Annotated in this window: 9 protein-coding genes; 1 reads left to right on the plus strand and 8 read right to left on the minus strand. The window is 56.4% G+C overall.

Annotated elements, in window-relative coordinates:
- Positions 1 to 531: 531 nt before the first annotated feature.
- A complete protein-coding gene (locus B2R17_RS05515) occupies positions 532 to 3,087 on the plus strand; it encodes a DEAD/DEAH box helicase (RefSeq protein WP_286763178.1) in 2,556 nt (851 codons plus the stop codon).
- Here B2R17_RS05515 and B2R17_RS05520 read toward each other — a convergent pair.
- From B2R17_RS05520 to B2R17_RS05555, 8 genes are all read right to left on the minus strand, one after another.
- Positions 3,074 to 3,853 carry a hydroxypyruvate isomerase family protein gene (locus B2R17_RS05520; RefSeq protein ID WP_286763179.1) on the minus strand — a complete coding sequence of 260 codons (780 nt, stop codon included), beginning with the start codon at positions 3,851 to 3,853 and terminating at the stop codon, positions 3,074 to 3,076. The genes B2R17_RS05515 and B2R17_RS05520 overlap by 14 nt on opposite strands.
- Positions 3,850 to 4,947, minus strand: coding sequence for a hypothetical protein (locus tag B2R17_RS05525; RefSeq protein WP_286763180.1), 1,098 nt, complete (start codon positions 4,945 to 4,947; stop codon positions 3,850 to 3,852). Before B2R17_RS05525 ends, B2R17_RS05520 begins: the two co-directional genes overlap by 4 nt.
- Entirely contained in the window at positions 4,944 to 7,367 is a 2,424-nt protein-coding gene (locus B2R17_RS05530) for a hypothetical protein (protein ID WP_286763181.1), read from the minus strand. The genes B2R17_RS05525 and B2R17_RS05530 overlap by 4 nt, the downstream gene beginning before the upstream one ends.
- A complete protein-coding gene (locus tag B2R17_RS05535) occupies positions 7,364 to 11,395 on the minus strand; it encodes a hypothetical protein (RefSeq protein ID WP_286763182.1) in 4,032 nt (1,343 codons plus the stop codon). The genes B2R17_RS05530 and B2R17_RS05535 overlap by 4 nt, the downstream gene beginning before the upstream one ends.
- On the minus strand, positions 11,376 to 13,490 hold the full coding sequence (locus B2R17_RS05540; RefSeq protein ID WP_286763183.1) for a BatA domain-containing protein: 2,115 nt from the start codon (positions 13,488 to 13,490) through the stop codon (positions 11,376 to 11,378). The genes B2R17_RS05535 and B2R17_RS05540 overlap by 20 nt, the downstream gene beginning before the upstream one ends.
- Entirely contained in the window at positions 13,490 to 14,545 is a 1,056-nt protein-coding gene (locus B2R17_RS05545) for a DUF58 domain-containing protein (RefSeq protein ID WP_286763184.1), read from the minus strand. The genes B2R17_RS05540 and B2R17_RS05545 overlap by 1 nt, the downstream gene beginning before the upstream one ends.
- 1 nt (position 14,546) lies before the next feature.
- Positions 14,547 to 15,542, minus strand: coding sequence for an AAA family ATPase (locus B2R17_RS05550; RefSeq protein WP_286763188.1), 996 nt, complete (start codon positions 15,540 to 15,542; stop codon positions 14,547 to 14,549).
- A gap of 74 nt (positions 15,543 to 15,616) precedes the next feature.
- Positions 15,617 to 16,604 (minus strand): DUF4159 domain-containing protein (locus B2R17_RS05555; RefSeq protein WP_286763185.1); only part of this gene is annotated, 988 nt, incomplete at its 5' end.

The following is a 16,604-nucleotide window of genomic DNA, read 5'->3' on the forward strand; positions in this document are numbered from 1 at the left end:
ATAGCGAAACCGGAGACATTCTCGCTTAGATGGGGGGGATGCCGACATCGGCGGGAAGCCGTTGTTGCTTGATTGGGTGCTGCCGGCTGTTGAGGGGATCAGAAACCGCATTCGTGGAAACCCGAATGAGATTCTGGTTTTCCTCCTATTGCAAAATCTGTGATTCAATTACTCTCCTGGGCCACAGAAGTCGGCGGCGTGCAAATCGACGTCGCGAATCGGCTTTTCTGCGACAGGTCTTCAGTGTGATCCGCTCGGTTTCGACCCGAGTGGCTACCCAGTCCGTTGAGCGTCTTGATTGATCGCTTGAGACGGATTCTTTCTGGTGAATGAGAAGCGGCGTCGTGGTTGTGTCGGAATGCAAAGGTTCGAGAGTCCAGGAGGACTGAATCGAACTGCAGACAACCAGGTCCAGGGCTCTGAACGAGTCCTCTGGTTTGGCATTCCATCCTTACCAATTCTGCCGCGACCATGACCGCCTGCGATACGCAGCGTGGGTGCGGCTACCTTTTTAACCGCACGAGTTTTTTGATGTCTGATCATCCCGCTTCCAAGGAAACGTTGGTCGATCCCACGTCCGAGTTGAATTCGCAAGAACAAGCTCAGGACACATTTGAAATGTCGACAACCGAGTCGGTTGTTGATCCATCGGCACAATGGGCGGCTCACTATGCCAACCCGGTGATCGACCCGAGCGAAATTCCATCGCCTGCTGTCGACGAATCCCTGTTGTTCTACCAAGCCGACTGCACCGATGAAGCTGCCGACGTGGCGGTTGAGACGCAACCAGAACCAGTCGCTGAGCAGGTTGTCTCGGAAGTGAATGCCGTGGCCGCTCCTGAAGTGCCCGCTGAGCCCGCACAGGCTGTTCCCGAACAGTCTGCACCCGAAGAGCAATCAGTCGAACCCAATCCAGTCGCTCCGCCAGTCGAAATGGTTGCTGAGCCTGTGAGCGAACCAGCACCGGCCAAAGAATCAGCTCCTTCTTCGCAGCCTGAGGTGATCGCCGAAGCACAGCCAGTCGCTCAACCAGAGTCAGCTGTCCAACCTGAGCCAGTTGTGAGCGAAGAGCCTGTCTCACAACCAGTGGTTGCGAAGCAAGCTGAACCCGTTCGCGAACAACCCGCCAAGCCCGCTCAAGATCAATCAGCCCAAGCGGCTGAGCCAGCGAAGGCGGCTCCGGAATCGAACGAACCGGCGGAGCCTTTGTTCCGAGACCTGGATCTGCGAGATGAAGTTCAAAAGGCGGTTGCCGCATCGGGATACGACAAACCAACTCCGATCCAAGCCGAAATCATCCCATACATGTTGGATGGTCGCGACGTTCTTGCTCAGTCGCAAACTGGTACCGGCAAAACAGCAGCCTTCGCGTTACCGATCTTGTCGCGAGTCGATGTTCGCAACCGTCGCCCGCAAGTCCTGGTGCTGGCACCAACTCGTGAATTGGCGATCCAAGTGGCTCGATCTTTCACCAAGTACGGTGCTGACCTGAGTGGTTTTCAGGTCGCTGCTATCTACGGCGGTCAAGACTACGAACCCCAACTGAAGCAGCTCCGTCGTGGCGTTCAAGTCGTTGTTGGAACGCCCGGCCGAGTGATTGATCACGTCAAACGCGGTACCTTGGACCTCGGTTCGCTCGATTGCCTCGTGCTCGACGAAGCAGATGAAATGCTCAACATGGGATTCTTGGAGGACGTTCAGTTTGTCCTCGAAAAAACGCCAGAAGGACGCCAGGTAGCGTTGTTCTCGGCGACGCTGCCAAAGCCAATTCGCAAGATCGCTGACGAGTACCTGAACGACCCAGCTCGGATCACGATCAAATCAAAAACGATCACCGCCGCTTCAGTTCGCCAGCGTGCGTTGTTTGTTTCGCCTCGCGACAAGATTGACGCGTTGACTCGTATCCTGGAAGTGGAAGAAACCGATGGAGTGATTGTCTTCACCAAAACAAAAGACTCCACGCTGAGCGTTGCCGAAAAGCTGAGCCAGCAAGGGTTTTCCGCCATCGCTCTAAACGGCGACATGCCACAAAAAGTTCGCGAGCGGACAATCGACCAACTGAAACGCGGGCAACTCGACGTTTTGGTTGCGACTGATGTGGCGGCTCGAGGTTTGGACGTGCCACGGATCAGTCACGTGTTCAACTTTGATTTGCCGCACGACAGCGAATCGTATGTGCACCGCATCGGTCGTACCGGCCGGGCAGGACGCAGCGGGCAAGCGATCATCTTCTTGACCAACGCTCAGCGTCGTCAGCTTCGCTTCATTGAGAACACGACCAAGCAGCCTATCGAAATTATCGATATTCCAACGGTTGCCGACATCAACGAGGCTCGCGTGCGGCGTTTCAAGCAACGCATCACCGATGTTTCCGCTGATCAAGACTTGACCATCTACAAGGACATGATCGCTCAATATGCCGAAGAATCCGGCAAACCGATGGAGATGATCGCAGCCGCATTGGCCGAAATGAGTCAGAACGGACGTCCGTTCTTGTTGAAGGAACGTCCGAAGAAGCAACGGGAACGTTCCGAGCGAGACAATTCTCGTGGGCGTGATTCGTTTGGTTCGAACGATCGCGGTAACCGTGGATCCTTCGGTGATGATCGACCTCGTCGCCCCAAAGGTCGTCCACTCACGCCCGTCAAAGAAGGCATGACTCGCTATCGCCTCGATGTTGGTTGGCAAGACGGAGTCAAACCCGGCAACATTGTTGGTGCGGTTGCCAATGAAGCTGGTATCGATGGCGAATACATCGGGCCAATCAACATTCGCGATTCGCACACCTTGATCGACCTGCCCGAAGGCATGCCTTCGGACATCTATCAAACGCTTCGCAAGACTTGGGTCGCCGGCAAACGGTTGAACCTTGAAGAAGCCGGTGACGTCGTCGATGACTTCGAAGGCGATGGCCGTCGCGGCAACTTCCGCAAGGAAGGTTTTCGCAAAGGCAAGTTCTCCGGCAACGGTGGTTCGGGCGGCAAGAGCTTCAGTGGCGGAAAGCGTTCGTTCGGCAACAAGTCTCGCAACAATGGAAGCACCGCACCAACCGCGAAACGCGGCAAGAAGAAGTTCAAACCTTCTTGATCCACGACGCCGCCTCGCGAAGCCCCGCGGCGGCATCATTGACGGGCCAATACTCCAGCCCAACGTGGCCGGAGTAGCCGGTGTCCGCGATCGCCGCGAAGATGGACGGGTAATGCAATTCGCCTCGATCGAGTTCATGCCGACCGGGATTGCCGGCGGCATGAAAGTGAGCGATCGCATCAACGTTCTTCGTCAAATTGGCGATCACATGGCCTTCGCTGATCTGCTGGTGATAGATGTCAAACGTCACCTTCACGTTGGGACTGTCGACCTCTTGGATGATTGAGAACGCTTCGTCACTGCGGACCAAGTAGTAGCCAGCGTGATCGATCAGCTCGTTGAGAGGTTCGATTGCCAGCACAACGCCGGAATCTTCCAGCATCGGTGCGGCTTCTTTCAAACCCGCCACCATGCAATCTCGTTGCTCTGCCCGATCGACACCCGGTCGTGCATCGCCGACTTGCGAGATCAGCACGGGGCAATTCAGTTGCCCAGCCGCGGCGATGGATTCCTTCAAGCCAGCCAGGTATTCAGCTCGCACGTCGGGATCCACCAGACTGACGAACTTCGTGCAGACAGCGGCGACTTGAAGCTGCAACTCCTCGCGTGCTTGATTGATAGCGTCCAGGTCTTTGTCCCACCACTTCCAAAATTCGAAGGCGGGATAGCCACACTCAGCGACCAGCTTCATCGCATCAACGGTGGACAGGTTTTCGAGAACAGCGTCGACGCAGACAGAAGCTTTCAATCGAGTGGGGGAATTCATGGAGGCGAGTTGCTTTCAACTTCGTGGTAGAGTTCGGCGAGCGGGACCAAGATTTTCTCGAGGTGGTCCGCCCATTGGTTGTCAGGAAACGCGGCGGGATCAGAAAGCCGTTGCATACGAAGCGCATCCAGTTGGTCTTCCAATTCATCGCGGCGTTTGAGTTGATCGTCGGTCCAATTTAATGAGTTGGCAACCGGGGCGATCGTCATTCGGCTCGCCTGTTTCCCATCGAGCTTTGCCAATTGTTCCGGTGTGAGCACTTTCCTGCGAAGGTCGTCGGCCTTCGTGCCCAAGCCATCGCCGTTGTCATCCATCAACGCGTGTTCCGTCGCGATCCGGTCTTCTGTTTCATAAAAAAGCTCGACATCCTTGCTGGCTCTGACAAACGCTTCGCGAATCGAAACAGCGTCATCGTGATCGAGATCGGAATCAATCGCCGCAAGAGCTTCTGCGAAGTACTGGCCGAACCTCGCGAAATTTTGTTCGTTACCGCTCTTGGTTGCGGTGACGATGATTCGGTTGGGGCCGGACAATGCGTTGATGAACGGACCGCTCGATGAAGCGTTGTTGACGACCACAACGGGACGCTTGAAACCGGCCAACCAGTTCTTCATTTGGCCCGCGGAAACGTCCGGTCCTCGCAAGTTGAACTTGGCGACGTTGCGTGCGAATGTTCCGTGCCCAATGAGCGAGATCCAAAGCGGTCGTGGGGAATCCGTTTCCAAATCTTGCAAGGCTTGCTCCAGCAATTGCAAATCACTCTGTTCATTGTTCGAAGACGCCTCGCCAATTCGAATGGTGTTTAGCTTTGACGTCTTTCCAAGCTGCGTCCACGTGTCGGACCACTCGCGGAAGACGGGCTCATACGATTCTTCGCCCGCCGCGCCGACAACGACAATCAAATCGCCGCGAATGAGTTCGCTTTCTTTTGAATCAGCCGATTCGGGTTGTTGGCTTGCTTCGGATGAGGCGGTTGCTTCGACCGACGATGTGTCTTGTCCCCAACCCAAAGTTGACGTGGGCAAGCACAATGCGGTCGCAATGCCAAGTTGGGCCCAGTGCTTTCCACGAAGCATTTTTGATCGGTTGCTCATGCGAGTCCCTTCCATCTTCGAAGTCCCCATTCGCCGCACAGGCAGGCCATCGCGAGTAGCATCACCCATGTTTGGTGCCAAAGAGGATAGACCCAAGTCTCGGTCACCGGTATTTCTCGATTGGGAAGGTCGCTGACAAAGTCACCCAGGTCCGACACTCGCAGGACTTCACCACCGGTGGACTCGGCCAAGTTGTCCAGCCAGCTGATGTTCCACGACAATCGCTGGGTTTCTTCCATGCCGGGATCGCTGACCCAGCCGCCTTCGTCGTTTCCGATGAAGCTTTGGTCCGCTGCTTTCGCATCGGCTGAAACGGTAAACCGACCGGAGTCACGCGAGACAAACGTTGCGGCGTAGGTTCCAAGTTCGTTTGCATCGGGACGAGCGGTAAGCGGGATTGAAACGCCATCTTCACCAGTCACGTTGAGCGTCACCGTTGCATTTTCCATCGGCAGATACGATTCGTCTCGCACCAAGACTCGCAGGTTGGTGGATCCGGTCGAGCCATCTGGTTCGATGGTCAGTTCCACGCGGCGAGGGACTTCGCCCACCAACCAACGTGCAATTTGACGCCATGCCTGAGCGGGATCGTCGCTGACTTCGCTCGTGTTGTCGTATTGGTTTTTCCGCATCGACCATCGCCAGAAGTCGCCGATTGGCATGGCCGCCGTTCGGCCCTTTCCGAATCGCTGGGTGATGAATGCGGGTGTGGGGCGGCCAGAACTTGTTTCCAATTGAGCCAGTTCGATGGCTCCAGGTTTGATGTCGCCGACTTCATGCGTCACGCGGAAAGGTGGCATTTTCGACAGTCGCAGCTTTTCAGCGGCTTCCGTCTCGCGTAGTCGTTGCCAAGGCTGCAGCATGCCTTCGCGGGTGATCGACCATTTGCCACCGGGAGCTGGTTGGTCGGGCCGATTGCGTGGTGCGTAGACGGGGGACAGTTCGCCCAGAGGTGTCTTCCCAAAGGAATCATCGTTGAATGATTCCTGGCCGCCCAACATCAGCAACCCACCGCCTCGCAGACTCACGAATTGCCGCAGAAGCAACATTTGATCCTGTGTGAAAAATTCCGGCTCGATGTCATCCAAAATGATTCCGTGATAGGCGAACAATTCCTCCGACGTTTCGGGAAATCCTTGGCTGAGCTCTTCGGATTCTTTGACGCCCAATCGGATCATGACCGCTTCATCGTATTGCTCTCGGGTCTCTTCCTCGTCCTCGCCCAAGCCAGCGAACAACGGGTTGCTGCTGTTGACGCCTTTGTCACGGAAACTGAATTTTGGCTCCTTGTCCGCGATTCGAAGCAGGCCCACAAGCTGGGTTTCAGCGTCGCTCTGCAGTGCACGCCGAAGGAATTTGAATTCCCAGTTGGGACGTCCGGCCAGGTAAAGGATTCGGAACGGGCCACGCCGAGGTTGAACGTCGATCCAACGTTGGTTGTTTCGCAACGTGGCTTCATCGCCCGAAGATCCTTCCAGCCACGCGTTGCCTTCGTCGATTTGAGAACGGATCAATTTGCGTTGAGACGGAGTGAAGGCCAACACTCGATAGAACTGGGGTCCAGATTGTTCGGGGCGGAAACGAAACGTAACCGATTGCAGTTCGCCTTCCTTTTCAATCGTGACGGTCTTCTCTTCGACGGAAGTCCCTGATGCGTTGAGCAACTGAACGACAACCTCTTGGTCTTTCAGTCCAGTCGCCATCACATCAGCGCGAACGGTCATGGGCGACGTCTCAAAATCGCTTTGAGTCACGCTGACTCGTTCCAATCGCAAGTCGGTCGGTGTGGTCGGAGCATCAGGCAGCACGGGGAAGATCGGGAACGGGAAATTGGTGCTGGCGATTTGTTCCACCGTGGGATCGGTGAGATTGCCATCACTGAACAGCAACGCACCAGCCACGGGACGTCCTTTCAGTCGTTGCGACAGAGCATCGATTGATGTTTGCATGGATGATTGCATGCCATTGAACTCGATCGTGTCGATGTCGGCCAAGCGGCTCAATCGTGAATCTGCACCGAACAAGCGGACGTCAAAAGTCTGTTCCAGTTGAACTCGCCAGTCGGAGTCGGCGCCCAATGTGTTGGCAAAGTTCTGGCCTCGTGAAAGCTCTTCGTCCGCGTCTTGAAGCTGCATGCTCTGGCTGGTGTCAACCAAGATCGGAAACAAGTTGGCCTGCGGTCGAGGACGTTCGCCTCGCCACATCGGCTGAAGCAAACACAGCAGCATCAATGCAACCGCGATCAGCTTCAGCGTTGCCGCGAGCACGCGAATTGGGGTGGATGCGCGAGATCGGGTGTAGGACCAGCCAATCGCAGCGGCGAGCACGACCGCGAGAATCGCCGCGGGGACGATCCACTCCGGTGCACCCCACACCAAATGCTGGGTCCAGTTGTCAGATGAATCCAAAGCGTCGTTCAAAGCCCGCTCCCGATTCGTTCGTAGTAGCGACGCACCGCTTCGGAGTACTGATCCGGAACCGGATCACGATCGATCGGAACGAGCGATTGTTTCTTGGCACTGCGACGCATGTATTCTTCGGCGAGATCGCGTTTGAGTTCTCGCATCGGCTCGACAATCATTTCCTCGACCAAATCCCATTGAGGCGGTTTTGATTCGCGGCGAATCTCTTCACGCATGTCGCGGGCTCGTTCCCGAATTCGTGTGGCTCGAGAACGCAGTTCGGGATCGGAAACCATCTGTTCGATGTCTCTCAATCCATCGGACCATTCACGAAATCCTTCGCCGGTCAGCGGTGAAGTGAAGTTGCTGGGAGAGGACGATGGAGCTTCGGCGGCCGTCGGATTGGCACCGCCGGATTGACCCGCGTTGGGCGACATGGAGGGAGACTGTGACTGGCCTTCTTGTGGTTGGCCTTGCTGCGGTTGTGAGCCGGGGCGAAGACCGGGAGGCCCTTGCGGACGCTCGGTGGATTCTTGCGGATTGGTGCTCTCGGATGATTCACCTGGAGTCGGCTCGGAGGAAGGTTCTCCATCTTGAGCTTGTCCGCCCTGCCCTGCCCCACCCTGCCCCGGCGAGGTGGATTGGGAAGGCGAATTTGATGGTTGGCCACCTTCCGATTCGCCAGGCGATTGCTCTCCTGGTGATTGGTTGCTTGGTGTTTCTGAGTTACTTGCTTCTCCACCGGGAGTTGGCTCGCCTGGCTCTTGTTCATCCTGCGGCTGACCGGGGCCACCTTGGCCCGGTTGGCCTTCCTCGCTGGTTTGTTGTTGTCCGGGTTGTTGCTGGCCGGATTGCCCTGGCTCTTGCCCTTGGTCTGGCTGGTTCTCAGCGGGCTGTCCCTGCTGGGTTTCTTCTTCTCCGGACTGACGTTCCGATGGCTCTGACGTTCCGCCCTGCCCTTCCACGTTGGGATCATCCCCTCGTGCTTGCTGGATTTCGTCTTCCACGGCGGATTCCAATTGCTCGGCTAAATTCGCCGCGCGTTGCAAGCCTTCCCCTTCGTTGCCCAGCACGCTTTCGGCGGCGGATTCGATTTTCTCGCTCAATTCCTCGATCGCTTCGCCCGCTTGTCCTGCCATCTGCTGAGACTGCGCATCAAAGCCACGCTGGAGAAGTTGGCTGGCGGCATCGAGTCGTTCTTCCGTCCGGCGTTGTTGTGTTTCGCGAAACGCGTCGTACAAGTTTTGCGCGAGCAACGGTTCGGACTCTTCGGCTTCTTGGACGACCTCTTCGATGTCCTCCATCAATTCACCCAGTGACTCACGCTGCTCGGTCAGAGCGTCCTTGAGTTCTTCGCGGTTGCCGCTGGATCGCAAACCGGGCGATTCGCTGGGAGCGTCCATCTCCGACAATTGTTCTTCGAGTTCCTCTTGTTCCGTGTTCAATTCGCGAGCTCGGTCCCACATTGACTGCATCGCTTCGTTGAACTGGCCGGCGGCCTGTTCGCGAATTTCTTCGCGGACGGATTCGAGTTCGCGCTCGGCACGTTTGCCGCTGGACAAAGCCGTAGCCGCATCTTGCTGTTCCATCGCTTCGCCAGCCTCGCGAATGTTTTCACGTGTCTGTTCGAGTTGTTCGCTGGCTTCCTGCATGTTGGATGCGTTCTCGGGTGAGTTCATGCGTTCCATCAGTTCATCAGTTTGACGAAGCATGTCCTGCTGTTGCTCGCGAAGACGTTCGAGTTGCCGACGAAGTTCTTCCTTTTCTTCTTCGTCGTCCGCCAATTGCATCGCGGATTGAAGCTGAGCCAGTTCCTCATTGAGGTCTTGTTGTCGACGGGCGAGTTCACTCAACCGGCTAAGGATTTGACGCGTCTCACGTTGAGCTTGCTGCTCCGGCGTCATCTGAGCTTGTTGCTGCGTTTCGTAGCGGTCCTCTTCTTGGTCCAGTTCCAATTCGTCGAGTTGCTGTTGTTTGCTTTGTTGTCCCGCGGAGCCTTGGCTGGGTTGCTGCTGTTGTGAACGCGTGACTTCGAATTCACTGGCTCGCATCCGAAGCAGACCGGCGTATGCGGATGGTTCCGCGACCACGGCAGCAGACAATGGTTCACGGTCGCTTGTCTCGATCGCTCTGTTCAATTCCCTATCGGCGGACTGCATCGATCGGCGGACGTTGGCTGCGTGCTTTTTGGCTTCGTCTTCGGTGAGCTCTTGAGCCAGTTCGTCCAATTGAGCGATGAGGTCTTGTTGCGAGTCAGCGATCACACGAACGTCCGCTGTTGTTTGCTCGTTCCAGCGAACGGTCGATTGCAGTAGTTTCCAGGTGGCCTGGATGATTTGCTTTTGCGTTTCAATCAGCTCTTCGGCTTGTTGTTCTTGTTCGCTTGGCTCAGACGGTTCGGAAGGTTGGCTGGCTTGGGGATCGCCCTCACGAAAGATATCTTCGAAACGTCGGACTTCGGCAAAGTACAGATCACTCTGTGTGCGACGGACTTCGGTCTCGGAGGATTCACCAGCGACCTTGTCCTCGGCCCAAAAGGAATACGACAGCAGATCGTCGGGTTTGGCCTCGAGCGATTCCATGTCGACCATGTGCTGGATCGTTTGCTTTTGATTGGCAGCGATGTTTTCGGCCAACACAATGTCCTGCGGCGGTTTGCCGGCGAACGTCAGCGAGACGCCCGCGCGGGAGAGCCCGTGGTCGTCTCGGACTTCCGCGGCGATGAGAAACTCTTCCAATGCCGAGACGGAGACGTCGCCGCCAACCGTGGGGCGAATCTTTGCCGACTGATTGGGAAGCATTCGGACAATGAACTGAGTCGATAGCTGGTTCGACCGGTCTTTGTCGTCCTTCAGTTCCACGTCGAATCGTTGGCTTTCCTCCACTTGGATTGCGACCGACCACCACAAGGGACGCTCAGTGTCTTGGGTCAATTCCAACGGAGATGCGTCTTCGTAGTGCTCTTCGTTTTTCTTGTATGGCTTGGGCAAGAGTCGGGCTGAGGTGATTGGTTTGTTGACTCGAACCCACCATGTGACTTTGCTGCCCTTGGCCACCGAGACTCGCACGGTGTCTTCGATGCGGCGGTTCTCGAGCCCGGTGAACTCGGGGTAATCGATCTCTGCATCGCTTCGGGTGACAGCCGGATATTCGAACACTTCGACCCGGTATTCTTCGCTTGACCAGTGAGGCAGTGCGACTCGGTAGGTGAAGGACTCATCGACTTCAGGAACCAAACCGCCCCAGATCGGGTCAGCCATGCTTCGCCGCATTGGCAGTCGTGCAACACGCGGTTCAGCTTGATCCTCTGCGATCGTTTCGGCGTCTGTCGCATTCGCGACTGGTTGATTGTCGATTGCCGTGAGGACGAGTTCTGGTTCCACCGCGGATTGACGATCGATCCAATCGGCTTGGAATTCCGCCGTCACCAATAAGTTCGTGCCGCGTTCAATTTCGGTGCTGCCGGGTTGGATCACCACGTCGGGTTTGGGTAGCACAACCGATGACGCTTTGGCTGATGAGTCTGGTTCGGCCAGGAGAAAGAAAGCCGCCAAGGCGAGCGTCGCCAGCGTTCCCGACAATCCAAACAATCGGTTGACCCACAACCAACGTGACGACACGACATCTGGCCAATCGTTGCGACGGGCGTGTTCGCGGGCCTCTCGCATCACACGTTGATTCAGATAGTTGTCGGGCTGCTTGGCAACCGAATCATCGACGGCGGTGATCAGACGCTGGTCCAGATCCGGGTATCGGTTTTCGATCTTTCGAGCGACGGATTGGACGTTTCGAATGCGCAAGCGAGCGGCAATCAAGCAAACCAACGTCGCGATCACCAACGTCGAAACGATCGCGACAGACGTGGAAAGCGATGAGGTCGAGAGCGTCATCGACGATAGGAATGCAAACGTTCGCTGTGTCCACACCAGCCAAAGGAGGACGATCAACGCGATCGTCCACGCCAGCCAGCCGAGCGATTGCCAAAAACGCAGTCGTCGCATTCGACGGATCACGGGATCGATGCAATCAAGCAATTCGTTTCGCATAGCGTCCTCCCCAGAGGGTTTCGATCACCAACATTCCAATCGCAGCGAGCAACAACCATTGCCACAAACGTTGGTTACTTTCCAATTCGCGATCTCGAAGTTGCAGAGTCGCTTGAGTCAGTTTTTCTGCCGTGGCTGCTTCACCCAGTCCGATGCCCAAACGTTCGAGCGTGTCTTCGTCCATCGCGTCGGTTTGACTCTCTGACTCGGCCAGGTTGCTCGCGAATGTGATGGGGTCTTCGCCCGGCAATTTCAACTGATGAACACCGGGGCGATCGATGAAGTCAGCGTCAGAGGCTTGTTCGTAAGGCGATGACGCACCGTCCGAGCGAACCAGTTCAGCATCTTCGGTTGGCGGCCACGGAAGCGGCGTTCCCACCACGTGTCCGGCCACGTACCTCGCCGTTCCTTCGTTGCCAGAGAACATCTGAGCGATCAACGGAATGAACTTGGTCGACAACGCCAATTGGCTCGACGATGGTTGCCAACCCGTAGTCAGCAACCAAACGTTGCCTGATTGGGCCAGTGCCGGAGCTCCTGAATCGAACGTTGCCAGGATGTTCCAACCCGCTTCTTCGAGTCCGGAAACGTTTCGGTAATTCCAAAATTGGATTTTGCTAAAATCGTTGAATTGTGGGTCTGCCATCGACGCGAATAGGGGCGACGAGAAATCAACTCGCGACCACATGGCGTAGTCGTCGATCGTGGCTTCTTCCGTGGAGATTGCATCGTCGTCGGTCACTGATGCGATGCAGGTGATCAGATCCTCCGCGTCATCGGAGTTGTCCATCACGAACAACACTCGGCCGCCCGCTTCGGTGTATGTCATCAGCGATTGCGTGAAGGCGTCGGTGTTGGCAACATCGCCGGCCACAACCAACGGGCATTCACGCGGATCCAAGTCCGTTGGCAACTGAGCGACCGTGACGGTTTCCATCGAGACCGTTCGGGTTGCGTTGTCCAGAGGAACGCGTTCCAGATAATAAAACAAACTTTCGCGAGGATCGTCTGGAGTGCCGCCGACATGTAGCAGTCGATACGAGCGTTTCTCGGGAGCGACCCAGTGGATGGTGTTGTCAAAGGGCGAGTTGTCACCGGACAGCACCATCGCGGTGACTGAATCCGCCGGTTGATCGAGACGGACAATCTGGGTCGCGTCGGCTTCGACCTGAATCGTTTGATTGTCACTCGCGTCCTTCCATTGCAACTTCAGATCGAACTGGGAAGCGAGTTTGGAATTAACGACACGGACCGGCAGTTTACGATTGGCATCGGAGGCGGATGATTCTTGCAAGTTCTCCAGGGTTTGATCATTCATCATGATCGCGGTGGCATTGCCTTGTTCTTTCGGCACCACACGCCGGATGTCCAAGGTGACTTGTTCCGGCCAGGTGTTTTGCTGCAGTGCCTCGATTTTGGATCCGTCTTGCAGATCGGAAATCAAAACGATGCTGGCGGGACCGGGTAGCTGCCCTCGTGTGATCGCTTCAATATCGGCTGATCCGTCTTCACTCGGCGTCGGTGACTCGGTTGGCCACTGTGCCCAATCGGCGGCTTCGCGAAGCGCGGATCCGAGATCGGTGGCTCGCCATGTGGGTTGGATTTCCGTGAGAGCTTGCAGGGCGAGAGCGTTTTGGCGTTCATCAGACGTTGCCGCGAGCGATGTTTCCCAGATGCGATCGACTTTATTGTCGAAGACAAACACCGCGAATTGATCTTGCGCCGAAAGGTCGGTGAGGACCGCTTCAGCCTTTTTGATCGCTTGTTCCCACAGGTCTTCTCGTTGCATGCTGGCACTGCGGTCAACCAACACCGCGATTCGCCGGACGGGTGTGTTATTGAACTGGTCGTCGGCACCACGCAGAAACGGTCTGGCGAAGGCGGCGGCCAACAGTAGCAACGCCAGTGCTCGAAGGAGCAGCAATGGCCACTGGTCCAAGCGGCTGCGGCGGGTCAGTCGCGGCGGGACTTCTCGCAGGAACATCACCGAGCTGAACGGCACGGCACCCTTGGGATGCTGCCGAATCAGGTGGAACAAGATCGGTGCGGCGACGGCCAACGCACCGGCCAGGAAAAACGGGGCGAGCATGCTCATCAGGAGGTTCCTCCTGAACTCAGCATGCCTGATCGACTAGCACCTACCGCTCGCCTTTGATGAGCGGAAACGAAATCAGACAGCGCTTCCTGCAGCGGTCGATCGGTCGTGCTGGTGTAGATCGCGGCTCCGACGGCGTTGCAAATCGATTCGATCTGTTCGGCGTGTTCTTGGAAGGCGGACTGATAGGCTTTGCGAGTCGCATCGGGATCAACTTGGATCTTGCGTCCCGTTTCCATGTCCACCAAGACCTTGGATTCGTCCACCGAAAGATTCACTTCGTTTGGATCCAGGATTCTCAGCACGATCACTTCATGTTGTCGCGAACGCAGCAGTGCGAGTGAACGTTGCAGGTCTTCGGTCGGCGATAGCATATCGCTGATCAGCACCACCAAGCCGCGGCGACGCGTGATCGCGGCAATTTGAGAGATCGGTCCGTTGACGTCGGTTCCGGATCCCGAGGTTGGGCGAGCCAAGCAGGCGAGGATCTGACGCAGGTGGCCGACCCGACTGCGAGCCGGAACAACATCCGCGATCGCTTCGTCGAACGTCATCAGTCCAACATGGTCGCGTTGCAAAGTTAGGAAGTAAGCGAGTGTCGCGGCTAACGTTCTCGCGTATTCCATTTTGGTGTATTCGAGCGACCCGTAACCCATTGACTGGCTTTGGTCGACCAACAAGTAGCAGCGTCGGTTGGTTTCGTCCTCGAACTTCTTGATGTAATAGCGGTCCGTGCGAGCGAACAGTTTCCAGTCCAGTCCTCGTGGATCGTCACCAGGCGAATAGGCTCGATATTCGCTGAATTCGACCGAAGCCCCGTGAAGAGGACTTCGGTGCAGTCCGCCAAAGAAACCTTCCACGACGAGCTTGGATCGCAGTTGCAGGTTCTTGATCCGCATCAGCGCATGCGGGTCCATGGAGGCAGCGGTTTCACCGGTGCCGTCCGGCGACGAAGCGGTCGCTCGCGAGGGCTTGGATAAGTTGCCCTGGAAAGTGCCCGTGCTGCCGTTGGTGGCTTTGCCCGACGAGCGAGATTGACGTTGAAACCAGCTCAAATCAGACTTCCGTGGGGATTTCTTGAAGAAGTCGTGTGACCAAGTTCTCAACGTTGAAACCTTCGGCCTCGGCTCGATAACTCAGTAGGACTCGGTGTCGAAGCGTTGGGTGAGCAAGAGCCTGGATGTCTTCGGTTCGGACGTGAGCGTGGCCGTTGAGCAATGCTCTCGCCTTGGCACCGAGCACCAATGTTTGGGCGGCCCGCAGACCCGCACCCCAGGAAGCGTATTGGTTGACGAAGTCTGGCGTTCCATCACGACCAGGCCGAGTCGCGGCGACCAAACGCACGGCGTAAGCGGCGATTGATTCCGCGATCGGAACGCGTCGAACCGCGGCGTGGAATCTCGCGACGTCTTCGCCGGTGAAGATCGGCTCAATCGGTTCCGGCTTGGTCGACGTGGTTTGCATGACCACGGCCAACTCGTCCTTGGGTGGCAAGTAATCAATCAAAACATTGAATAGGAAACGATCGAGTTGGGCTTCGGGAAGCGGGTAGGTGCCTTCCATCTCGATCGGGTTTTGAGTCGCCAAGACGAAGAACGGTTCTTCCAGTTCAAAACGTTGGCCGCCCGCGGTGACTTGATGTTCCTGCATCGCCTCGAGCAGTGCGGCTTGTGTCTTGGGCGGTGTTCGGTTGATCTCGTCGGCCAAGATCACGTTAGCGAAGATCGGTCCTTTGACGAACTGCAGTTGCCGGTGACCATCGGCGGATTGTTCCAGGATTTCAGTCCCGGTGATGTCCGCTGGCATCAGGTCGGGGGTGAACTGAATCCGCTGGAAATTCAAATGAAAGATTTTCGCGACGCTGCTGACCAGCAGTGTTTTCGCGAGCCCCGGTGCACCGGTGATCAAGCAGTGGCCGCCGGCGAACAAACAGATCAGCAACTGCTCGATGACTTCTTCTTGGCCAATGATGACCTTGGATAGTTCTTGGACAATTCGCTCTCGTCCGTCGCGAATTTGCTCCACCACTTGGGCTTCGTCTTCGTGGGTCATGGTATCCGTTGTCATGAAGTGCAATCGGGTTGGAGGAGCGTCGGAACCGTCGGTGGTTGATACAAAGGAATGACTCAGTGGGTCATCGCATAGGTCACGATGTTGATGCCCATCGGATAGGCTTTCTTGACCGAGAACTCATCGAAGTACCATTGGTCTTCGCCTTCTCGTTCCCAGCCATCGCCCAGGTCGGTGTTGTGGCAGATGAAAACCATGATGCGGTCTTCGTCATCGGTGATGGCGCGATAGTGAGGGACACTGGTGTCGCTTCCGTCACGAGACCATTCCCACGAACCGACACTGCCATCGGCGCGGCGTCTGGCGGAGTTGATCGCGGGGACCTGAGGTTTTTCTTTGAGCGGGTAAACGATCTGAAAGATCTCGTGTTCCAGAGGAACCTCAAAAGGATCGCGATCAGGAAACACGCGTTTGAGTTCGCTCCGCATATTTTCGTATTGGGAATCGCCCCAGAAGTCATCCACCATCAGGAAGCCACCGTTGAGGCAATACTTGCGGAGAGCTTTCACTTCTTCGTCGGAAAAGACGAGGCCACCCGGTTCGATGATGTAGATGAATGGGTAGTCGAACAATTCATCGTCGGTCAGGCGGATGACCACCGGATCAGGATTGACCTTCATGGAGGTGAGTTGTTGCAATCGAAGTGAGAAGTTGAGATCACTGTCGGGATAGTCCGTCCAGCAGCCTCCGCCACCTCGCCCACGTCCGCCGTAGGAATCGTATTCGATTCGAACGAACGTGAAGCAGTCCTCGGGGAATCGCGGATCGACTTCCCAAGTCGGGACACCATTGCGGTCGGCGGGAAGAGATCGGTTGCGGCGTCCCCAGTAGCCTCGTTGGGCAAACGCGGCCCCGCCCATCAAGACAATCAACGCGGCCAAAATCCAACGACGGTGGCCGAACGGTTTGTGAGAGCAGGTTGCCGAAGTGGGCGGCTGGCTATCTTGTGCAGCAGTATCGAACGCACAATTCTCCGTCACCTCTCCCCCAATTTCATTGGGGGAGAGGTCGAGCACGCCCTTCAGGCGTTGCTCGGGTGAGGGG

Origin of the sequence: Rhodopirellula sp. UBA1907 (assembly GCF_002337565.1) — a bacterium.
Taxonomy (GTDB): Bacteria; Planctomycetota; Planctomycetia; order Pirellulales; family Pirellulaceae; genus Rhodopirellula; species Rhodopirellula europaea.